At 67.4% G+C, this 20,640-nt stretch carries 22 protein-coding genes; 13 read left to right on the forward strand and 9 right to left on the reverse strand.

Annotated elements, in window-relative coordinates:
- The first annotated feature begins 170 nt into the window (after positions 1 to 170).
- The 6 genes from ACP7AU_RS00865 to ACP7AU_RS00890 all read left to right on the forward strand — a co-directional run bounded on the left by ACP7AU_RS00865 (position 171) and on the right by ACP7AU_RS00890 (position 8,815).
- Complete coding sequence (locus ACP7AU_RS00865; protein WP_426050225.1) at positions 171 to 1,616, forward strand: SDR family oxidoreductase; 1,446 nt, start codon at positions 171 to 173, stop codon at positions 1,614 to 1,616.
- A gap of 51 nt (positions 1,617 to 1,667) precedes the next feature.
- Complete coding sequence (serA, locus tag ACP7AU_RS00870) at positions 1,668 to 3,560, forward strand: phosphoglycerate dehydrogenase (protein WP_426050226.1); 1,893 nt, start codon at positions 1,668 to 1,670, stop codon at positions 3,558 to 3,560.
- Positions 3,561 to 3,650: 90 nt separating this feature from the next.
- On the forward strand, positions 3,651 to 5,456 hold the full coding sequence (locus ACP7AU_RS00875; RefSeq protein WP_426050227.1) for an SGNH/GDSL hydrolase family protein: 1,806 nt from the start codon (positions 3,651 to 3,653) through the stop codon (positions 5,454 to 5,456).
- A gap of 290 nt (positions 5,457 to 5,746) precedes the next feature.
- Positions 5,747 to 6,355: a M23 family metallopeptidase gene (locus tag ACP7AU_RS00880; RefSeq protein ID WP_426035265.1), complete on the forward strand. Its 609-nt coding sequence runs from the start codon at positions 5,747 to 5,749 to the stop codon at positions 6,353 to 6,355.
- A gap of 112 nt (positions 6,356 to 6,467) precedes the next feature.
- Complete coding sequence (locus ACP7AU_RS00885) at positions 6,468 to 7,433, forward strand: ABC transporter ATP-binding protein (protein WP_426035267.1); 966 nt, start codon at positions 6,468 to 6,470, stop codon at positions 7,431 to 7,433.
- Positions 7,430 to 8,815 (forward strand): ABC transporter permease, encoded by a 1,386-nt coding sequence (locus tag ACP7AU_RS00890; protein WP_426035269.1) that lies wholly within the window; start codon positions 7,430 to 7,432, stop codon positions 8,813 to 8,815. Before ACP7AU_RS00885 ends, ACP7AU_RS00890 begins: the two co-directional genes overlap by 4 nt.
- 232 nt (positions 8,816 to 9,047) lie before the next feature.
- On the opposite strand, the gene rpsU is transcribed toward ACP7AU_RS00890, so the two are convergent.
- The gene (gene rpsU, locus ACP7AU_RS00895; RefSeq protein WP_298161710.1) at positions 9,048 to 9,287 is read right to left on the reverse strand and encodes a 30S ribosomal protein S21; all 240 of its coding nucleotides are present in this window, start codon (positions 9,285 to 9,287) and stop codon (positions 9,048 to 9,050) included.
- Between the two features lie 185 nt (positions 9,288 to 9,472).
- Between rpsU and ACP7AU_RS00900 the strand changes: the two genes are divergently transcribed.
- Positions 9,473 to 10,138, forward strand: coding sequence for a COQ9 family protein (locus ACP7AU_RS00900; RefSeq protein WP_426035271.1), 666 nt, complete (start codon positions 9,473 to 9,475; stop codon positions 10,136 to 10,138).
- A gap of 171 nt (positions 10,139 to 10,309) precedes the next feature.
- On the opposite strand, the gene ACP7AU_RS00905 is transcribed toward ACP7AU_RS00900, so the two are convergent.
- Both ACP7AU_RS00905 and purE read right to left on the reverse strand, forming a co-directional pair.
- A complete protein-coding gene (locus tag ACP7AU_RS00905) occupies positions 10,310 to 11,410 on the reverse strand; it encodes a 5-(carboxyamino)imidazole ribonucleotide synthase (protein WP_426050228.1) in 1,101 nt (366 codons plus the stop codon).
- Positions 11,411 to 11,902 (reverse strand): 5-(carboxyamino)imidazole ribonucleotide mutase, encoded by a 492-nt coding sequence (gene purE, locus ACP7AU_RS00910; protein WP_426035275.1) that lies wholly within the window; start codon positions 11,900 to 11,902, stop codon positions 11,411 to 11,413.
- Between the two features lie 123 nt (positions 11,903 to 12,025).
- Here purE and ACP7AU_RS00915 point away from each other — a divergent pair, with 123 nt between their 5' ends.
- Positions 12,026 to 12,613: a GGDEF domain-containing protein gene (locus ACP7AU_RS00915; protein ID WP_426035277.1), complete on the forward strand. Its 588-nt coding sequence runs from the start codon at positions 12,026 to 12,028 to the stop codon at positions 12,611 to 12,613.
- Between the two features lie 187 nt (positions 12,614 to 12,800).
- Here the strand turns inward: ACP7AU_RS00915 and ACP7AU_RS00920 are convergent, their stop codons facing one another.
- Genes ACP7AU_RS00920 through ACP7AU_RS00930 form a run of 3 tightly spaced genes read right to left on the reverse strand, consistent with a single transcriptional unit; the run spans position 12,801 to position 14,134 of the window.
- Positions 12,801 to 13,025, reverse strand: a complete 225-nt coding sequence (locus ACP7AU_RS00920; protein WP_426035279.1) for a YdcH family protein — start codon at positions 13,023 to 13,025, stop codon at positions 12,801 to 12,803.
- Positions 13,026 to 13,064: 39 nt separating this feature from the next.
- Complete coding sequence (locus ACP7AU_RS00925; protein WP_426035281.1) at positions 13,065 to 13,535, reverse strand: TIGR02444 family protein; 471 nt, start codon at positions 13,533 to 13,535, stop codon at positions 13,065 to 13,067.
- Positions 13,532 to 14,134: a UbiX family flavin prenyltransferase gene (locus ACP7AU_RS00930; protein ID WP_426050229.1), complete on the reverse strand. Its 603-nt coding sequence runs from the start codon at positions 14,132 to 14,134 to the stop codon at positions 13,532 to 13,534. Before ACP7AU_RS00930 ends, ACP7AU_RS00925 begins: the two co-directional genes overlap by 4 nt.
- Before the next feature lie 137 nt (positions 14,135 to 14,271).
- Here ACP7AU_RS00930 and ACP7AU_RS00935 point away from each other — a divergent pair, with 137 nt between their 5' ends.
- Positions 14,272 to 14,445 (forward strand): YdcH family protein, encoded by a 174-nt coding sequence (locus ACP7AU_RS00935; protein WP_426035285.1) that lies wholly within the window; start codon positions 14,272 to 14,274, stop codon positions 14,443 to 14,445.
- Positions 14,446 to 14,534: 89 nt separating this feature from the next.
- On the opposite strand, the gene ACP7AU_RS00940 is transcribed toward ACP7AU_RS00935, so the two are convergent.
- Positions 14,535 to 15,200: a DUF1013 domain-containing protein gene (locus tag ACP7AU_RS00940; protein ID WP_426050230.1), complete on the reverse strand. Its 666-nt coding sequence runs from the start codon at positions 15,198 to 15,200 to the stop codon at positions 14,535 to 14,537.
- Positions 15,201 to 15,399: 199 nt separating this feature from the next.
- On the opposite strand from ACP7AU_RS00940, the gene ACP7AU_RS00945 reads away from it, so the two are divergent.
- A complete protein-coding gene (locus ACP7AU_RS00945; RefSeq protein WP_426050231.1) occupies positions 15,400 to 15,960 on the forward strand; it encodes a beta/gamma crystallin-related protein in 561 nt (186 codons plus the stop codon).
- A 101-nt stretch (positions 15,961 to 16,061) separates the two neighbouring features.
- On the forward strand, positions 16,062 to 16,736 hold the full coding sequence (locus tag ACP7AU_RS00950; RefSeq protein ID WP_426050232.1) for a beta/gamma crystallin-related protein: 675 nt from the start codon (positions 16,062 to 16,064) through the stop codon (positions 16,734 to 16,736).
- 4 nt (positions 16,737 to 16,740) lie between these two features.
- On the opposite strand, the gene ACP7AU_RS00955 is transcribed toward ACP7AU_RS00950, so the two are convergent.
- Positions 16,741 to 17,712 (reverse strand): NAD(P)H-quinone oxidoreductase, encoded by a 972-nt coding sequence (locus ACP7AU_RS00955; RefSeq protein WP_426050233.1) that lies wholly within the window; start codon positions 17,710 to 17,712, stop codon positions 16,741 to 16,743.
- Between the two features lie 41 nt (positions 17,713 to 17,753).
- Here ACP7AU_RS00955 and ACP7AU_RS00960 point away from each other — a divergent pair, with 41 nt between their 5' ends.
- Positions 17,754 to 17,996, forward strand: a complete 243-nt coding sequence (locus ACP7AU_RS00960; protein ID WP_426050234.1) for a DUF1192 domain-containing protein — start codon at positions 17,754 to 17,756, stop codon at positions 17,994 to 17,996.
- 132 nt (positions 17,997 to 18,128) lie between these two features.
- Entirely contained in the window at positions 18,129 to 18,647 is a 519-nt protein-coding gene (locus ACP7AU_RS00965; RefSeq protein WP_426036049.1) for a DUF1465 family protein, read from the forward strand.
- Between the two features lie 308 nt (positions 18,648 to 18,955).
- Here ACP7AU_RS00965 and ACP7AU_RS00970 read toward each other — a convergent pair whose 3' ends face one another.
- Entirely contained in the window at positions 18,956 to 20,545 is a 1,590-nt protein-coding gene (locus ACP7AU_RS00970; RefSeq protein ID WP_426035297.1) for a L,D-transpeptidase family protein, read from the reverse strand.
- Positions 20,546 to 20,640 lie beyond the last annotated feature (95 nt).

Here is a 20,640-nt window from a genome sequence, read left to right on the forward strand (position 1 = left end):
GGATCCTTGGGCGGTGAGAAATGTCGAGAACGGTGCAAGATAGGAGAGGCGAGGGCGGTTGGTAAGGGCGACCGCCAGTCGTCTGGCGCGGCTGCGTTCGCGTGCTATCTGTCGCAACCGGGCGCACGCCCCGCCCGTTCTTGCATGCCGACACCGACGAAAGCCCGATCATGCCCGCCAAGCCGAACCTGAAACCCCTCGATCAGCAGGCCATCATAATCACCGGCGCCACCTCAGGGATCGGCCTGTCCACCGCGCGCCGGGCGGCGAAGGCGGGTGCCTGTGTCTTCCTGATCGCGCGCGGCGAGAATGACCTGAAGGCGCTGGTCGAGGAACTGCAGCAGGAGGGTGCGCGGGTCGCCTATGCGGTCGCTGACGTCGCCGACTATGAAGCCCTGGCCGAGGCGGCGGACAAGTGCCGGCGGCTGTTCGGCGGCTTCGACACCTGGGTCAACAACGCCGGCGTGTCGATCTACGGCCCCATCCGCGAGACGACGCTGGAAGATCAGCACCAGTTGTTCGAGACCAACTACTGGGGCGTCGTGAACGGGTCGCTGATCGCCGCAGAGCATCTGAGGGCGCAGCCCGACGGCGGGACGATCGTCAACGTCGGCTCGGTTCTGGGCGACGCCCCCATGCCGGTGCAGGGCGTCTATTCGGCGTCCAAACATGCGGTGAAGGGTTTCACCAACGCCTTCCGCATGGAGTTGATGCGCGAAGGGTCGCCGGTCGCCGTCAGTCTGGTCAAGCCGGCGGCGGTGGATACGCCCTATCCGAAGCACGCCCGAAACCTGACGGGCTATGCGGTGCAGAACCCGCAGCCGGTCTATGCGACCCATGTGGTGGCGGACACCGTGCTGTGGTGCGCGACCCATCCGATCCGGGAGATTACCGTCGGCGGAGGAGGGCGCGTGATCGCGTCTTTCTACGCCCTGCTGCCGGGTCTGGCGGAACCACTTTTCGCGCGGTTCGCTCCAGTTGCCATGCGGGACAGGGGTTCCGCCTATCAGCCGTATGACGACGGGCTCTATGACCCGACCGACGACGGCCTCGATGAAGAGGTTCATTATCCCATGGTCCGACAGTTCAGCGCCCTTGCCGAAGTCCGCAAACATCCCGGCATCACCGCAGGATCCTTGGCCCTTGTCGCCACGGCCGCCCTGGTGACCTTTCTGCTCACCCAGCGGACGGGACCGCGCCGGTTCGAGGAGATCCGTGACCGGATAGATCCGCGCGGCTGGATCGACGCCGAGGCCCTGCGTCACCGCTTCGACGACATCTCGCGCGGTCTGACTGAGCGGGCCGGGGAAGTCAGCGAGCGGGTTAGTGATCTGGGCGATGACGCCCGCCACGAGGCCAGGAAGCTCATGAAGCGTGGCCAGCGCGCCATGTCTGACAAGCAGCGCCGGAAGTACGCCCGCGAAGCGCGCCTCTATGCCGAGGAGACCGGCCGTTCGGCGCGTCGCTATGCCGGGGACGCCGGTCGCTACGCCAAGGATCACGCCCGTGAGGGCGGGGCCCTGCTGGCCGTGGCCACGATCGCAGCGGCCATCGGAGCGGCGGCTCTGGAAAGCCGCCGGCCCGACAGCCGGGTGCGGCGGCTGACCGGGCTGTAAGCCCTCTCACAAAGCCGTTGCTGCGAGTGCGAAGGTCGGCGAAAGAGGGGCATGACCGCCGCTCCGACGCTGATTTTCGACTTCGATTCGACCCTTGTGCGCATCGAAACCCTGGAGGCCCTCGCAGATATCTCTCTGGAGGGGCATGGCGATGCCGTGTCGATCAGGGCGCAGGTCGCCTCCCTAACCGATCGCGCCATGACCGGAGATGTCGATTTCGGCGAAGCGCTGAGGGCGCGGCTGGCGATGCTGCCGCTGACGCGGATCCACGTTCTAGCTCTGGCGGACCGGATTCTGGACGAGGGGACGCCTTCAGTGCGGCGGAACCTGCGCTTCTTCAACGAGAACGCGGCCAACATCATCATCCTGTCAGGCGGCTTCCGCGAGATCATCGCGCCCATCGCCGAACGGCTGGGCGTGTCGCCGGATCGGGTCATCTGCAACGACCTGATCTACGACGCCGAAGGTCGTGTCACGGGCGTGGACGACGCCAACCCGCTGTCGCATGAGAATGGCAAGCCTACGGTGATCAAGGCGCTGGGTTTGAAAGGACCGGTCGTCATGGTGGGCGACGGCTGGAACGACGCCGAGGTCAAACTGGGTGGCGCGGCCGACCGGTTCTACGCCTTCACCGAGATCGCCCGTCGCGACAAGGTCGTCGCCGTGGCCGACGGCGAGGCCAAATCCATCGACGAACTTCTGCACGCCGAGGGGCTGGCCGGGCGGTGGTCCTATCCGCGCAGCCGCATCCGCATGCTGCTGCTGGAGAATATCCACCCCGCCGCCGTCGAGCGTCTGGAAGAGGCGGGCTATTCGGTAGAGACGATCAAGGGGGCTCTCGACGAGGCGGACCTGATCGAGAAGATCAAGGGCGTCCACGTTCTGGGCATCCGCTCCAAGACCAATGTGACTGAAGCGGTGCTGGAGGCGGCGGACCGACTGCTGGCCGTCGCGGCCTTCTGTATCGGCACCAACCAGATCGATCTGGACGCAGCGGCCTCCAAGGGCGTGGCGGTGTTCAATGCGCCCTATTCCAACACCCGCAGCGTGGTCGAACTGGCCATCGGCCTGACCATCACCCTGATGCGCGACGTGGTCGACAAGTCGGCGGCCATGCACGAGGGCCGATGGAAAAAGTCGGCCGATGGCTCGCGCGAACTGCGGGGCAAGACCCTGGGCATCGTCGGCTACGGCGCCATCGGATCGCAGCTGTCGGTGCTGGCCGAGGCCCTGGGCATGAGGGTCATCTTCCATGACCTGTCGGAGCGGCTGGCGCTGGGCAATGCGAAGCGGATGCGGTCGCTGGATGCGCTTCTGGCCGAGGCGGACGTGGTCACGCTGCATGTCGACGGGCGGCGCGAGAACGCCAATCTGATCGGCGCGTCCGAGTTCCAGATGATGCGACCGGGGACCCTGTTCCTGAACCTGTCGCGCGGCCATGTCGTCAACGTCGGGGCCCTGGCCCAAGCGATCGGGTCGGGCCGGATCGGCGGTGCGGCGCTCGATGTGTTCCCCGAGGAACCACGCACCAACGCCGATCCGTTCGACAGCCCGCTGATGGGGCTGAAGAACGTCATCCTGACCCCGCACATCGGCGGCTCGACCGAGGAGGCCCAGGAGGCCATCGCCGAGTTCGCGGCCGAACGGCTGCTGGGATACCTGAACCGCGGCGACACGACCTTCTGCGTCAATCTGCCCAACGTGCAGCTGACCGAGGTTTCCGGCGGCCACCGCATCCTGCACATCCACCGGAACCAGCCCGGCGTCATGGCCGAGCTGAACCGAGAGCTGTCGGCGGCCGGGCTCAACATCCTCGGCCAGCATCTGAAGACCGACGAACGCACTGGCTACGTCATCACCGACGTGGACCGCGACTATGACCCGCAGGCGCTCCGTGTCCTGAAGAGTGTGGCCGGAACGCTGCGCTTCCGACTTCTGCACTAGAAGCTTCCCCGGCGGCATCTTGCACTCCCGCAAAACGGGCGCAGACTGTCGTGTAACGGTCGTGCTCAATCGACCGACGGGAGGAAGACCATGTCACGTTATCTCCGCGGCGCAGCCTTGGCTGCGCTGACGCTCGCCGCATCCGCCGCGCTCGCCACTGCCGCCTCGGCCCAGTCCTACGGCCGTTTGGTCGTGCTGGGCGACTCGCTGAGTGACAACGGCAACCTGTACCTTGCATCCGGCGGGACCCAGCCGCCATCGCCGCCCTATTTCCAGGGCCGGTTCTCCAACGGGCGCGTCTTTACGGAACTGCTGGGTTTCAACGCCGCCAACTTCAACGGTGCGGTCACCGGCAGCATCAACCTCGCCTACGGCGGGTCGCGGACCGACAACAACGTCGCCTTCCCGCCCGGCATGCGTCAGCAACTGACGACCTATCTCGGCCGGGGCGGAGCGTTCGGCGCGAATGATCTGGTCAGTGTCCTGGGCGGCGCCAACAACATCTTCCAGGCGCTCCCGACCGCCGGCGTCAGCACCAACCCGGTTGCCGCCATCACCCCGACCCTGGCGGCCGCCGTCGCGGACATGAATTTCCTGGTGAACGACATCGCCGGTCGTGGCGCGGGGACGATTCTCGTGACCAACCTGCCGCGCCTGGGCATCACGCCTCAGTTCCGCACCTCGCCGGCCGCTGCCCTGGCCGACTATGCCGGATCGACCTTCAACAGCAGCCTGCAGACGGCTCTGTTGACGACCGCCGCCGCCCGTCCAGGCACGAACATCATCCTGTTCGATCTGGCCAAGGTCAGTGATCTGCTGGCCTCCAGCCCCGGCCGGTTCGGCCTGAGCAACGTGACCGAGGCCTGCTTCAATGGCGTCACGGTCTGCGCCAACCCTGACTCCTACCTGTATTTTGACGGCGTCCACCCGACAGCGGCCGGACACCGGCTGATCGCCACCCTGTCCGGCGACTACCTCTACTATGGTGACCGGGCCGCTGGTTCGACCATGCAGGGCGAGACCGCCTATCGTCACCGCGAAGACGCCCTGGACGCCGCCGGCGCCCGGATGTCGGGACACGCGCCCTGGACTGCGGGAACCTCGATCTCGATCGGCGCTCTCTATGACCGCTCCGAGACCGACGCGCGCGCTACGGTGGCCTCGGCCAAGTCCGATGGCTACGGCGCCCAGATGACGCTGGAGTCGGGCACCGAGACGATGCGGTTCGGACTGACGGGAAGCTATCGCAACGCCGACGTCAGCGCCGGACCGACCAGCTTCGAACTGCAGACCCTGGCGCTGGACGCCGCTGCGGGCTGGCGGTCGGATGCGATGTTCATCAATGTCGCCGCCGGCTTCGCCAGTGATGACTACAACAATATCGAACGAGTCAGCGCCTTGGCGCCGATTATCCAGACAGCGACCACGCGGGGCTTCAGCTCCGGCGCCCGGTTGCAGGGGGGGATGTGGTTCGATGCGGGCGGGATCGCCATCTCGCCGCGCGTGGCGGTGACCTACGCCAACTCCGACGTCGACGGCTACATCGAGCAGGGGGCGGCGGCCTCCTACCAGTACCGTGACCGCTCGGTCAAAGGCGTCACCGCCGAGGCCGTGCTGCGGGCCGAGGGCGACATGGGCGGCTTCGCCGTCTTCGTCGAGGGCGGCTATCGCGACAGCCTCGACGACAGCTCCGATGCCGTCCGCGTCGGGATCGCGGGCAACCCCGCCCAGGTCCTGTCGCGTCGGTTCGACGACCCGTTCGGCGGTTCGGTCCTGGCCTCTGCCGGGCTGAGCGGGGATCTGGGCCCGCTCGAAGTCGAGATCGGCTATCGCGGCCGCTTCGGCGACCATGCCGACAGCCACATGGGCGGCATTACCCTGACCCTGCCGCTCTAAACGTCCTCCCCCGTCGGGAGGGGACCACGAAGTGGTGGAGGGGGCTGGCTGCAGACACAGCGTCTGGAGTCGGCCCCCTCCGTCACGTCACGAAACCGCTCCGCGCCACCTCCCCCGCTGGGGGAGGATCGCAGGTGCGACGCCCTGTCGCCCCCCGGACGCAACACCCGCGCCCCAAAGTCGCCCCATGAATTGTTGATACGTCCGCTTGCCGAAGCGTGTGCCGGTCCCGGACCCGCGCCCTCTGGCCTCCACTGCTTTCGCAAAAGCGCCACCGAGCCGACGACTTCATGCGCCGACTGTTTCCGACCGCCCGTGCCTTTGTGACCCACTCCGGCCAGACCGTCGCCCTGATCGGGGTCGCTGTTCTGGCCATGGCCATGGCGCCCGCCGAGCGGGAACCCCGCGACCAGATCTTCGCCCTGCCGGAGCGTCCGCCCGTTACCGCCGTGGCCGAGCCCGCCGGGCCGCTGACCCGACCGATGACCTTCGAGGAACCGGTGCGCGGCTTTGCGATCAACTCCCGCTTCGGCATGCGCCGGCTGGGCGGGGAGCCGGGAGCCCGGATGCACAAGGGCGTGGATATCGCCGCGCCTCAGGGCACTTCGGTCTATTCAGCCGCTGAAGGAGAAATCGCCCGAATCGGCCGTCAGCCCGAGGGGTACGGCAACTTCATCGAGATGCGCCACCCGAACGGCATGACGACGATGTACGCCCACCTGTCCCGGATCGATGTCGGATCAGGCGACCGGGTGCTGGCCGGCGAGCGGATCGGTCTCGTCGGTTCGACAGGCTATTCGACCGGCCCGCACCTGCATTTCGAAGTGCGTCGTGGCGGGTCGCAGGTGAACCCGTCCCGTGTCGTCGGTGAGACATTTCAGGTCGTGGTCGCCGACTGATTTCGATGCCGCTTTTCTCGTGACCGGTGCGTAACGGTCGGGACGTCGATTACGGTTCCAATGTAAAGTGTCCTTTGCTACCTCTAGGTCCGTAATCGACCAGGGGATGAATATGGTGGCCTTGACGCTCGAAGGCGTGAGCAAGCGCTACGGCGACTTTCAGGCGGTGAAGGACCTGAGTTTCGAGGTCCGGAAGGGCGCCATCTGCGGCTTCCTGGGCCCCAACGGCGCGGGCAAGACCTCGACCATCCGCATGATCCTGGGGCTTCAGGCAGCCTCCGCGGGCACGATCGACATCCTTGGCGCGTCCGACGGGCGCAAGGTGCGCGACCGGATCGGCTTCCTCCCGGAGGAACGCGGGCTCTACAAGAAGATGACGCCGGTGGAGGCGATCGCCTTCTTCGGCTCGCTGAAGGGGCTGCCGACGCGCGAAGGCAAGCGCCGCGCCCGCGAGATGCTGGAGGCCCAGGGCCTCGGCGCCTCGCAGAAGAAGAAGATGAAGGAGCTGTCCAAGGGGATGGCCCAGAAGGTCCAGCTGATCGCCTCGGTCGTACATCGGCCCGAGTTCGTGATCCTGGACGAGCCGTTCAGCGGGCTCGATCCCGTCAACCAGCAGGGGCTGGAGGCGGTGATCCGCGACCTGGCCGCCAATGGAGCGACCGTCCTGTTCTCCACCCATGTGATGCAGCACGCGGAGCGGCTGTGTGACCAGGTCGTGCTGATGGCGCGGGGCCGCAAGGCCTTCGACGGCACGGTGACCGAGGCGCGGGCGACCTCGCGACGGTTCCTGGAGCTGGAAGGCGAGATCACCCCCGAGGCCGTGGCGGCCCTGCCGGGCGTGACCGGCGTCGAGGTCGTGTCGGACAACGGCGGCGTGAGGGTGCTGAAGGGCGCCCTGGCCAGTGGCGCCGGCGGTCAGGAGGCGCTGAAGACCGCCTTCATCAGCGGCCTGGATGTACGCCGGTTCGAACTGAAGGAACCGACCCTGCATGACGCCTTCATCGACCTGACCGGCGACCATCCCGATCAGGATCAGAGCGTGGCCCGACCTGCCGCCAAATCGGAGGTGAGCCAATGAACCGCATCCTGCTGATCGCCCAGCGCGAGTTCCTCGCCTACGCCAAAACGGTCGGGTTTTGGCTGTCCTTGCTGGCCTTCCCCCTTTTCGCCGTGCTCGGCGGCGCCGTGCCTCTGCTGATGCGCGGCGCCGATCCCGTGCGCGCCGTCGTCCTGATCGAAGAGGGCCCGGCCGCGACCGGCCTGGCCGCCGCTGTGAAGGGCGCTCTGGCCGCCGACGCCGAACGACAGGCGGAACGCGCCCGCGAAGCCGCCGAGAAGGCCGCGGCATCGTCCGGGGCGCCTCCCGGTGCGGCGGAGAGCGCGATCGCCTCCATGACCCGGTCGCGCATTCGGTTTGTCGACGCCCCCGGCGATCTGGCGGGTGCGGAAACCGGCGCGGCCCAGGAGGTCGTGGTGCGGCGCTATCTGACCGACGCGACGCCCAAGGAACAGAGGCTGGACGCCGTCGTCTTCCTGACCCGCACGCCCGAGGGGCCGGCGGCCCGTGTCTGGGCCGCGCGCGCGACCGACGACACGGTCGAGGACTTCGTGCGCCGGGCCCTGCGCGACGAGAACCGCGACACCGTCCTGCGCGAGGCCGGAATCGACGCGGCCGTGGTCGAGCAGGTCGACGCCTTCCGACCCGAGATCAACGTCTTCTCACCGCGTTCGGCGGGGGGAGGGGAGGTGTCGTTCAAGGACCGCCTGCCCGGGATCATCGGCCTGGCCTTCAGCTTCATCCTGTGGTCGCTGATCATCACCGGAGCCTCGATCCTGCTGAACAGCGTGATGGAGGAGAAGTCGAACAAGATCCTCGAGGTCCTGCTGTCGTCGGCCTCGGCGACGGAGATCCTGACCGGCAAGGTACTTGGGGTGGCGATGCTGACCCTGTCGGTGCTGGTCGTCTGGGGCGGGATCGGGGCCGTGGGGCTGATCACGGCGGCGCCGTCCGTCGCGGCGGATGTGGCCTCGGTGCTGATGACCGACGGGCTGATCTTCTACTTCATGGGCTATATCGTCGGCGGCTATCTGATGTACGCGGTGCTGTTCGCGGCCATCGGCGCCTTCTGCGAGACGCCGCGCGACGCCCAGACCCTGATGGGCCCGATCATGATGGTGCTGGTGGTGCCCTTGCTGGTCGTCCAGATGGCCCTGGTGAACCCGGATGCGCCGGCCGTGAAGTTTCTGTCCTGGGTGCCCTTCTTCACGCCCTTCCTGATGAGCGCGCGGGCGCCGTCGGGGCCGCCGCTGATCGAGATCATCGGCACGATGGCGGGGATGTTCGCGGTGGCCCTGCTGATGGTGTGGCTGGCCGGGCGGGCGTTCCGTGCGGGTGCGCTGTCGGACGTGAAGCTGAGCTGGAAGAGCTTCGGCCAGGCGATCAGTGGGGGCGGGCGGTAGAGCGAGAAGTCTCCCTTCCCCGAAGGGGTGGGGGCGTCGCGTAGCGACGGGGTGGGGGCGGCAGGGCGATCCAGACAGAGGCCCGGGGAGTTTTGCCTTGCCGCCCCCACCCGGTCTCCGCTGCGCTCCGACCACCCTCCCCATAAGGGGAGAGAGAAGATCAAGCTGGAATCAAAAAGGCCGCCCCGGTTTCCCGGGACGGCCTTTGAAATCTTGAACTCCGGTCGCGGCCTTAGGCGCGCGGTACCCGGGGCTTCGGAGGCGGCAGCAGGCCTTCGCGCTGCATGCGCTTGCGGGCCAGTTTGCGGGCGCGACGAACGGCCTCGGCCTTCTGGCGGGCGCGCTTCTCCGAGGGCTTCTCGTAGTGCACGTGGCGCTTCATTTCACGGAAGCTGCCTTCGCGTTGCATCTTCTTCTTGAGGGCTTTGAGCGCTTGATCGACGTTATTATCGCGAACGAAAATCTGTACCAGGTTGAACTCTCCTTTGGCTGCCCGCCGCGTCCTTGAGAGGCGGGCAGACAAATAAAAACGGTTCTCGCGGGCGACAGCCCGGCGAGCGAAGGCTTGCGGATACACCAAGCCCCGCCCTCTGTCCAGATCGTCGCGGCGCTTCCGTGACGCTCGCGATCCCGCTGGGACAGGCGTATCATGGACAGATGACCGATACCCCGCAGCTGTCGAATGCGCCCGAAGGCGACTGGGCCGATCGGATGGAGCAGTCGGTGCTTGATTCGGCGCTGGGTCTGGCTCCGCGGCTGGGCTGGAACGGGCGGATGGTGCGTGCGGCCTGCGAGGCGCAGGGCTTGAGCGAAGGCGATCAGGAGCTGCTGCTGCCCAACGGCGCGCGCGATCTGGCGGTTCTCCTGTGGCGACGGCACGACGATGAGGCCCTGGCGGTGCTGGGTGATCCCGCCTTGCTGAAGATCCGCGAGCGAATCGCCCGGGCCCTGGAAACGCGGCTGGAGGTCGCGATGGCGCATCCGGAAGCCGAGAAGCGGGCGGCGGGCTTCATGGCCCTGCCGACCAATGCCGACCTGGTGCTGAGCCTGACCTGGGCGACGGCGGACCGGCTGTGGCGCTGGGCCGGAGATACGGCGACCGACTGGAACCACTATTCGAAGCGGACGATCCTGTCGGGCATCCTGGTCCCGGCGATGACGCTGCGGCTGTTCGACGGCAAGGATGCGGCCGACGCCTTCGTGGCGGCGCGGATCGAGAACGTCATGGCCTTCGAGAAGTGGAAGGCGGGCAAGGACTTTGACGCGCCGGTGCGGCGGGTCACCGAGATGCTGAGCCGGTTGCGGTATCCCACACGCGTTTGATCCTCTCCCGGTGGGAGAGGGCTTGAGGCTCGCAGAGCGAAGCGATGCGTCTTCAGCCGAAAGGGTGAGGGGCGTGCCCTCACCGGTTGGCGACTAACCCCTCACCCTTTCGCGCAAGGACGACGGTAAGCCGCCGTGCGCTCAAGCCCTCTCCCTCTGGGAGAGGGAGAATTAGAGCGGCCGCACCCGGTTCGCATGCGCCATCTTGCGGCCGGGCCGGGCTTCGGCCTTGCCATAGAGGTGGAGGCGCTGATCGGGTCCGGCGGCCAGTTTCGACCACTGCTCGACCTCGTCGCCCAGCAGGTTGGTCATCTCGACGCGGGCGTGGGCCTTCGTCGGTCCGAGCGGCCAGCCGGCGATGGCGCGGATGTGCTGTTCGAACTGGTCGCAGACGCAGCCGTCCTGGGTCCAGTGGCCGGTGTTGTGGACGCGAGGGGCGATCTCGTTGACCAGCAGTTGGCCGTTGCCGAGGTCGAACAGCTCGATGCCGATGACGCCGACGTAGGCGAGGCCGTCGAGGATGGCGGCGGCAATGGCGCGGGCGCGCTTCTCCGTCCTGGCGTCGACCTTCGCCGGGGCGTTGGTGGTGCGCAGGACCCCGCCGGCGTGCCTGTTCTCGCCCAGCGGATAGACGGCCACGGCGCCGTCCCGGCCCCGGGCGGCGATGATCGACAGCTCGCGAGTGAAGGCGGCCCTGGCTTCGAGGATTGCGGGGCGTCCGCCGAGTTCGGCGAGAGAGGCGGCGGCCTGTTTCGTCGACTTGATCCAGACCTGGCCCTTGCCGTCGTAGCCGTCGCGACGGGTCTTGAGCAGGGCGGGCGTGCCGAGGGTCTCGAGCGCGGCGGTCAGGTCGTCGAGGCTGTCGACGGGGGCGAACGCGACCGTCATGGCGCCGACGGCGTTGAGGAAGGTCTTTTCGTCGACCCGGTCCTGGGCCACGGCGAGGGCGGTGGGTCCGGGGGCGACGAGGGCGCCAGCCTCGGCCAGACGCTCGACCGAGGCGGCGGGGACGTTCTCGAATTCGAAAGTGACGACGTCGCAGACGCGACCGAAGACGGTCAGGGCCGTCGGATCGTCATAGGCGGCGACGATCTGGCCGCGCGAGACGCGACCGGCGGGGCTGTTCTCTTCGGGATCGAGGATGACCACGTCGAAGCCAAGGCGCGAGGCGGCCTGCGACAGCATCCGGCCCAGTTGGCCGCCGCCGAGGATGCCGATGGTCGAGCCGGGCGCGAGAGGAGCGGGCAGGGCTGTTTCAGACAGAACGGGCACTCAGTCTTCGACCGTCTCGTGGACCGACTTGGTCTGGGCCTCGCGGAAGGCGTCGAGACGGCCGGCCAGGGTCTCGTCGGACAGGGCCAGGATCTGGGCGGCGAGGATGCCGGCGTTCTTAGCCCCTGCATCGCCGATGGCCAGGGTGGCGACCGGGACGCCGCCAGGCATCTGGACGATGGAGAGAAGGCTGTCGAGGCCCTTCAGCGCCTTCGACTGGACCGGCACGCCCAGCACGGGCAGCGGCGTCATCGAGGCGGCCATGCCCGGCAGGTGGGCGGCCCCGCCGGCGCCGGCGATGATGACCTTGAAACCGGCCACCCTGGCCCCGTTGGCGAAGTCGAACAGGCGTTGCGGCGTGCGGTGGGCCGAGACGACGCGGGCGTCCCAGCCGACCCCCAGCCGGTCGAGCATGTCGGCCGCGTGCTTCATGGTGGGCCAGTCCGAGCGGCTGCCCATGATGATCGCCACCGGGGGGGTCGTCGTCGCCATGCGTCACTGAGCCTTGCGAGGAAAGCGGTCGGTTACAGCACGCGCGTTGCGCCCGCAACCAAGGGCGTTAGCTTGGGCGCAGGAGGCGCCCGTATTGAGTCGCGCCCGGAGTGGCTTCTCGACGTGACCGACGCGCCGAACATCAATGAGATCGTCGACCCGGGCCTGGACCCTGTGGCCGAGATCGCCCGGCTGCGCGCCGAGGTGGCGGCCCTGACCGCGCGCGCCGAGGCGGCCGAGGCTGCGGCGGAACATGACGTCCTGACCCCGGTGCTGAACCGACGCGGCTTCGCGGCGGCGATGGTGCGGACGATGGCCTACTGCAGCCGCTACAAGGTGCCGGCGGTGCTGCTGTATCTGGATCTCGACGGGTTCAAGACGGTCAATGACTCACTCGGCCATGCAGCGGGTGATGCCGCCCTGGTGCGGGTCGCCGAGCTGCTGCTGGAGAATGTGCGGGCCACGGACGCGGTCGGCCGGCTGGGCGGGGACGAGTTCGGCGTGCTGCTGCTGAACTCCGGCCTGGAGGCAGGGCGCGAGAAGGCGGCGGGTCTCAAGCAAGCGCTGGAAGAGGCCGAGTTCCGCTGGGAGGGCGCCCCCGCGTCGCTGGGCGGATCGTTCGGGGTGCGGGCCTTCGCCGGCCAGGCGGACGTCGAGACCTGGCTCGCCGAGGCTGACGCCGCCATGTGGGTCCGAAAGCGTGGACGATAAGTTGTAAAAACAACGACTTATTCGGGTTTGCGCAAGCGAAGCCAAAGACTAGGCGCTCCGCAGACTGGGCTCTTAAAAAACCAAGTCCAAAGAGTGCAATCCATTGAATTCTAATAACTCTGTGTGCACTTTTTTGGACTCATAGAGGCCAACGGATTTCCCTCTCCCGGTGGGATAAGGGAAGGGATCAGGCGATGATGTCCGGCAGGATGCGGCTTTCGATCTTCACGATCTCGTCGCGCAGCAACAGCTTCTTTCGCTTCAGGCGGGCGATCAGGAGCTGGTCCGGAATCGGCATGTGCGACAAGGCGTCGATCGAGGCTTCGAGGTCGGCGTGCTCCAGCCGCAGGTCCTTGACCTGGGCGTGCAGGGCGATCTCGTCGTCGGTCAGAAAGGGTTGGTCGTCGTTCATGCCGGTCCCCGCGAAGGCGGGCTTATAGCCGAGGCCGGGTCAGGCCGGAAGGCATTCGGCGAGCGTCGTCAGCGCCGGGCGTGGCACGACCCGGCTCCAGACGCGGGCGACGGCGGCCAACGCGTCTATGGCCGGACGGGGCGGGCCCGTGCGGGAGGGCGCCAGTGCCTCCAGTCCCGCCATCAGATGGCGTTCCGCGGCCAGTTCGACGACCTTCACGGCCTCACGCAGGCTCTCGCGCGCAGCATTGTCGATGTCGGGGTTGGTGTTCCTGAGCGTGCGGCGAAGGGTGCGCAGCGGCGTGACGGCTGCGGCATCCCAGGCGCGGGCGCAGTCGCAGGCGCCCTCGATGGCGTCCCCGTCGAGCACGCGGCCCGTCGCGGCGGTCCAGCCGGCCCAGAGCAACAAGGGGATGTTCTGGCCGGTTCCATCCTGAAGCTGCAGGCACGCCTCCTGCACGCCGGGCGCAGCGTAGGCTTTCAGCGCCCAGTCCCAGAAAGGGTCGCTCACTCCGTTACGGGGCCCCTGAGCCCCTCCCACCGCTTCACCGGCGCCCAGTCGAGACCGAACAGGTCCAGCGCGCGGCCCACGGACTGGTCGATCATCTCCGCGATCGAGGCGGGTTTGGAGTAGAAGGCGGGCAGGGGCGGGGCGATGGTCGCGCCCATCTCGGCCAAGGCTGTCATGGTGCGCAGGTGGCCGAGGTGGAAGGGCGTCTCGCGCACCATCAGGACCAAGGGGCGGCGCTCCTTCAGCACGACGTCGGCGGCGCGGGTCAGCAGGGTCGAGGTTACGCCGGTGGCAATCTCGCTCATGGTCCTGACCGAACAGGGCGCGACGATCATGCCCAGCGACCGGAACGAGCCCGAGGCGATCGAGGCCCCGACGTCATTGAGCTTGTGAAGGACGGTGGCCTTGGCGGTCAGGTCGTCAGGGCTGAGATCGGTCTCCTGCGACAATGTGAGCAATGCGGCGCGGGTGACCACCAGATGGCTTTCGACGCCCAGGTCGTTCAGCGCATCCAGCACCCGGGCGCCATAGATGACTCCCGATGCGCCGGAGATTCCGACCACCAGCCGGGGCGGCGGGTTCCGTACCGCTACGTTCACATCATGGTCCAGGTTGGGGCCAGGCTAGGCCGTGCCCGGAGAAATTTTACGTTCCGTTGACGTCACTGAACCGTGATTTCACAGGCGGCAAATCCAGGCGCTCATTGTGTGGTCCCTTAGACATGGAGGCGCAAGCCATGACCATCGAAGCTCGTATCCGCGAACTGGGAAATCGTCACCGTCAGCTAGATGACACTATCCGGCTGGAGGTGGGCAGGCCTTCCGTGGATCCGCTGCAGGTCAGGGAGCTCAAGCGAAGGAAGCTCCGGCTCAAGGAAGAAATCACCAGTCTGGAGGCCAGGGCAGGCTAGCCCCGGTCTCCGCCAGAAAAACGAACGGCCCCGGGAGCGATCCCAAGGCCGTTTTCAGTCCTCCCCCAAGCGCAGCGCAGGGGAAGGATTTACTCGTTCGTGCCGAACACCGACGCGGCGGTCGGTTCGGCCGTGCGGCGTTCGCGTTCTTCGGGGACGAACTCCGGCTCGGCGGGTTCGGCCTCGATGGGCTGGAGGGCGGCGCCGCCCTTCTTGGCGTCGTCGCGGTTCTTCTTCTCGGCGGCCCTGGATACCAGGTCGTCCAGCACCAGCTGTCCGACGAGACCCAGGGTCACCGGGTCGACAGGCTTGATCTGGGGGCTGTTCCAGTGCGTGCGGTTGCGCACGCTGTCGATCGTCGACTTGGTGGTGCCGAGCAGTTTGGCGATCTGGGCGTCGGTGACCTCGGGGTGGTTCTTGACGAACCACATGATGGCGTCCGGACGGTCCTGGCGGCGCGACACCGGGGTGTATTTCGGCGCGGGCTTGTGGGCCTTCATCAGTTCGGCGTGACGGCTGACGATCGCCTTCATGCGGTAGGTCTCGTCACCCTGGGCCTTGTCGAGTTCCTCACGGCCCAGCTGGCCGCCGGTGATGGGATCGACACCCCGGATGTCGCGGGCCACGTCGCCGTCGGCGATGCCGCGCACTTCCAGCGGATGCAGGCCGCAAAAGTCCGCGATCTGTTCGAAGGTGAGCGAAGTGTTGTCCACAAGCCAGACCGCGGTGGCCTTGGGCATCAGGATGTCGGTCATGGGGGCAGTCCCGGAAATGAGGGGCCCGGCGATCGCGGGCTCTGGATACGACGGCGCCCGACCTTTCGGCCGGGCGCTGATGATTTCGATATAGGCCGTTTCGGCGCAAAAGAAAACGTCACTGGCTGGTGATCGATCACGGGTTTATATATCGTTGCTCGGCCAGACTGTGCGGCCGGCCTCATCCCCGGGGGAGACCTTGAAACTCATCACATTGCTGTCCGTGGCGGCTGTTGCGGGCGCCGGCCTCGACTCCGCGCCGGCGACGCTACTGGCCCAGGCGAGCGCCGTGCCGCAAGGCAGTTTTTCCCAGACCTGCGCCGCGTCCCATGTGCTCGGCGGACGGTTGTTCTCCAACTGCCGCAACACCTCGGGCGCCTTCGTAAGGTCATCGATCCCGCTGACATCGTGCACGGGCGTGGACGTCGCCAACATCAACGGGACACTGACGTGCGGCGGCACGGCGGGGCGACTCGAAACGAGCACCGCCGTCACACACCCGCCGACGCCGACCGTCTCGGTGACAATCTACAGGGACATCAATTTCGTCGGCTATTCCCGAACCTACACGACAGCCCAGCCCAACTTGACCGCCTCGGGCCTGAATAATCAGATCAGTTCGATGCGGTTGACCGGCGGGTGGCAGGCCTGCTCCGGGGCCAATTATCGCGGCCAATGCCAGAGCTTCGCCGGTCAGGTGAGCAACCTCAGTGATGTGGGTTTCGACAACGTCATCCTGTCGCTCCGGCCGCTACGTTAAGCTAAGGCAAGCGGAGCCATACAGGTTCGGTTCATGCTGGATGTTGAACAGTGTGACATCGGACGCGTTCAGCGGCCTTAGGGATCACTTGGAGGAAGCCCATGTCTATCGCACTCACATCTCTCGCAGCGCTGGCCGTGCTGGCCGGCGGCGCCCAGGAACGCGCGCCGTCGATTGACGATGGCGCCCAGCGAGTCGCGCCGCGCGGCAGTTTCGCAGACAGCTGCAGCGGATCCTACGTCAACCAGGGCCGTCTCTACGCCGACTGCCGGGACATGCGTGGCAATGTCCGCGGCACCTCGATTGAACTGGCGCGCTGCTCCGCCTTCGACATCGCCAACAATGACGGGCTGCTGATCTGCGGCAATGTGCGCGGCGAGTACGAGCGCGGCAGTGGCGGCGGCAACAACGGCGGCGGCAATAACGGCGGCGGTTGGGGCAACGGCGGCAATAACGGCGGCGGTTGGGGCAATGGCGGCAACAATGGCGGCGGCTGGGGCGGCAACAACGGCCGCACGAGCATCACCGTCTACGCCGACAGCAACTACCGCGGCTATTCGCAGACGTTCCGCAGCGAGATCGCCGACCTCGGTCGCTCGGGTCTCAACGATCAGATCAGCTCGATGGAGCTCAACGGCGCCTGGGAAGTCTGCACCGACGCCTATTTCCGCGGCCAGTGCCAGGTGATCACCTCCAGCACTAGCAACCTGAACTATACGAGCGTCAACGACCGCATCTCGTCGATGCGTCCGGCTCGCGGGGGCGGTCGCTGGTAGCGATCTAGACCGTCAGCACGATCTTGCCGACATGCTCGCCCGCCTCCAGCCGGAGGTGGGCGAGTTTTGCTTCGGCCAGGGGGAAGGTCGCCTCGACCGGCGGGCGCACGAGGCCCGAGACGACCCAGGGCCAGACCGTGGCCTCGATCGCCGCCGCAAGTCGGGCCTTTTCGTCGGCCGGACGGCGACGCAGGGTCGATCCGGTCAGGGTCGCCTGTTTCATCATGATCCGCATCAGATCGACCTCGGCGAGCGCGCCGCTCAACGTCGCGATCACGACCCAGCGTCCGCCGGGCTTCAAGGCATTCAGATTGACCTCGGCATAAGCGGCGCCGACCATGTCGAGGATGACGTCTGCGCCGCCCGCATCCCGGATCGCGGATCCCAGGTCTCCGGCCGAGGCGTCCAGGCTGACGTCCGCCCCGAGATCGAGCGCCGCCGCCGTCTTCGCTGCGCCCCGGGACGTGGCGATGACGCGGGCGCCCGCCGCCCGGGCCATCTGGATCGCCGTTACCCCGATGCCGGACGTCGCGCCGTGGACCAGCAGGGTCTCGCCGGCCTTCAGGGCGCCGGCCTCGAACATATTGGCGTAGACGGTGAAGACGGTCTCGGGCAGGGCCGCGGCCTGGATGAAGTCGAGGGCGTCGGGGATCGGCAGGGCGTGGCGGGCGTCGACGACAGCATAGTCCGCATATCCTCCGCCGCCGAGCAGGGCGCAGACCCGGTCGCCGGCCCGCCAGCGCGTGACCTCATGTCCGACCTGATCGACCTCGCCCGCGACCTCCAACCCCATGATCTCGGACGCGCCAGGCGGAGGAGGGTAGCCGCCTTTGCGCTGGAGAAGGTCCGGGCGATTGACCCCGGCGGCGCGCACGTGGATGCGGATTTCACCCGGTCCCGCCTGGGGATCGGGGCGTTCGGAGAGCCACAGGGCCTCTGCGGGACCTGAGCCGCCGTCAATCTCGATCACCCGCATATCCGTCCAAGCCTTGCAATCGTCCGTGTCCGGGAGCGTAAATGGGCTTCTTCGGGGTTCTGGCCAAGGAGGCGACGATCACGTTCGAGGATCTTGAACCGCGTCCGCAACGCGGAGCGTCCGTGGCGGCCTTGGGTCGCGAGGACCTGGACCTCTATTCGGTCGAGGAACTGGGCGAGCGCATCGAGGCGCTGGACGCCGAGATCGCGCGGGCGCGCGGCGCCATCGCCGGCAAGACGGCCAAGAAGTCCGCCGCCGACGCCCTGTTCAACTTCGGCAACTGATGCGGTTCTGCGTGGCGGCTTTCCGTGGCCCCCTTTTTCGTGGCATGCCGGTTGCAGGCGAAACCCGTGCGGCGCCGTTCCGGGCCGATGGACCAGCGGACGTTGCGGATCACGATGAGTATGGTTGAGTTGATGGGCACCGAGAATTCCGCGCCGGGTACCGGGTCCACGGCGTCACGCGCCGGGGAGATCCGCGACTTCGCCCGGTCCGAACTGTTCGAGCGCACCTTCCAGGACGGTATGGACCTGGTCGAGGAGACCGCCGCCTATCTGGACGGCGACGGACGCCGGGACTCCAAGCTGCTGTCGCGTTCGGCCGCCCTGGCCTATGCCGCTGAGAGCATGAAGTTGACGACGCGGCTGATGCAGGTCGCGTCCTGGCTGCTGGTGCAACGCGCCGTGCGCGAGGGCGACATGGCGCCGGAGGCCGCCTGCGAGCCGCGCTATCGCCTCAACGAACGCAAGATCGAGGCCGAGCCGAGCCACCCGGAGATGCCGATCGCTCTGGTCGAATACCTGGTCCGCGCCGAGAAACTGCATGACCGCGTCCTGTATCTGGACAAGCGGATGTATCTCGATGACGCGCCCGAACCGGATGCGAACCCTGTACTGAGCCAGATGGGCCTGCTGGAAGCGGCGTTCAGGGGGTAGGACTAAAGTTCTCCCTCCCCCTGCGGGGGAGGGGGGGGCGGAGCGAAGCGGAGACCGGTTGGGGCGGGCAAGGCAAACCGCACGCACCTCCGCCATGATCTTATCCAGGCGATCCCGGAGCAGAAGATTTCCGTATCGCAGGGTCAACAACCCTTCCGGGGCCAGAACAGCCTGGCCTCGGCCGGCGTGATTGCCTTTCGCATTTCGCGAGCCTTGGCGATGATCGCCATGTCGCCTTGCCCTTCCCACCCGATCGCTTCGCGATCTGTCCTCCCCCGAGGGGGAGGGAAAAGTTGGCGCTCTAAGCCTTACGGCCCGACGTCGTTGGCCACGGCGGTCCCGTCATCGATCACGGCCGGCAGGCTGACGGCGATGCCGAGGGCCTCGGCCAGCTTCTGGTCGCGGCGATAGACGTCTTCGCGGAAGGCGACGCGGCCCTGTCCGTCGACGAAGGCGGTCCAGTAGAGCAGCCGCACGGTGATCTCGCGGCCCGTCTGGATGCGCTGGGTCTCGCGGCTGACCTGGGCGTCGTCGAACTGGCCCAGCAGCATGGGATCGGGCGACAGCAGCAGGCGCGCGAACTCGACCGCGTTCTGGACGCGGACGCAGCCGTGCGACCGTTGGCGCATCGACAGGTTGAAGGCGGCCTTGGACGGGGTGTCGTGCAGGAAGATGGCGTAGCTGTCCCGCAGTTCGAACTTCACATAGCCGAGCGCGGCTGTGGGGCCGGCGCGCTGGATGACCGTGCCGTTCGAGATGTACATGTTCTGGCTGGCCAGATAGCCGGGGCCGCGCGGCAGGATCTCACGGCGGGCGATGCCGGCGGGCACATACCAGGGCGGATTGGCGACGACCGATGCGAAGGGCTTTTCCAGGCTGGGCGTCTGGTTGGCAGGCGAGCCGCAGACGACGCGGTTGGAATGAACCGGGCGGCCTTCCTTCCAGTAGACCATGATGGCGGCGGCTGTGTTGACCTCGATCCGCTCGGGATTCAGGTCTCGCTTCAGCCAGCGGCGGCGTTCCAGGTTGAGGGCGATCTGGCGGGCGCGGTCTTCGGCCGATGCGCCGAGCGAGCTCTGGGTGCCGGCGCCGATGCGGCCGTCGGCCGCCAGTCCGTGTCGGGCCTGGAAGCCGCGCATGGCGGTCTGCAGTTGCGGACCGTAGACCAGCCCCTCGGCGGTCAGGCGGGCGCCGTCAGATGCGCTGAGGTCGCCCTCGGCCACCAGGCGGGCAATCATGGCGGGCACGCGGTTGTCGCTGGCACCCGGCTCGATCGTGCCGGACCTTGCGACGAAGCGGGGCCAGCCGCCCTCGCGGATAATTCGGCGGTAGCGGACGTAGCCGGCGGACAGGTTCGAATAGCCGATGTCGGTCGGCGCCAGGCCTTCGAACCATTCGACGACCTTGTTCTGGACCAGGGCGTCGTTCAGGCCGACCGGCAGATCGACCCGGTTCTTCTCCATCTCCCACAGGTCCTCGACCGTCTCGGGACGGATGCGGCCCTCGGCCAGGACGCGGGCGTAGGTGATGGCGGCGGCGGTGGTGCGCATGTCCGCCGTGTCCGGATCGGCGGCGAGGCCCACGAAGTCGAAGAAGTCCGAACGCGACAGCCCGTGGCGCTCCGCGCGGGCGGAGGCCTGGTTCAGGGTGCGCAGTCGGGCACCAGTCCAGGCCGGCTGCCAGCCGTTCAGTTCGTAGAAGGCGCGCACGTCGGGCTGGATCGCAGCGGGCAGGCGCTCCAGCTGGGCGTTGAAGGCGGCGTAGTAAGGGCTGGTCGGCGTGACGACGACGGTCTGGGGCTGGCCCTGAATCTGGGCGCCCATCGGAGCGTTCTGCGCCGCGGCCGAACCGGCGAGAGCCGATACGGCTGCGCCGAGGGTGAGTTCGCGTCGATTCATGGTCGTATTCGCCTTGGTGCGACGCCTGGTGGAGCCCCGTGTCCACGCCCGGGTATCGAACGAGCCCATGTTATCGACGTTCCGGACAAACAAAA

The sequence above is a fragment of the Brevundimonas sp. SL161 genome, assembly GCF_049896985.1.
In the GTDB taxonomy this organism is placed as follows: domain Bacteria; phylum Pseudomonadota; class Alphaproteobacteria; order Caulobacterales; family Caulobacteraceae; genus Brevundimonas.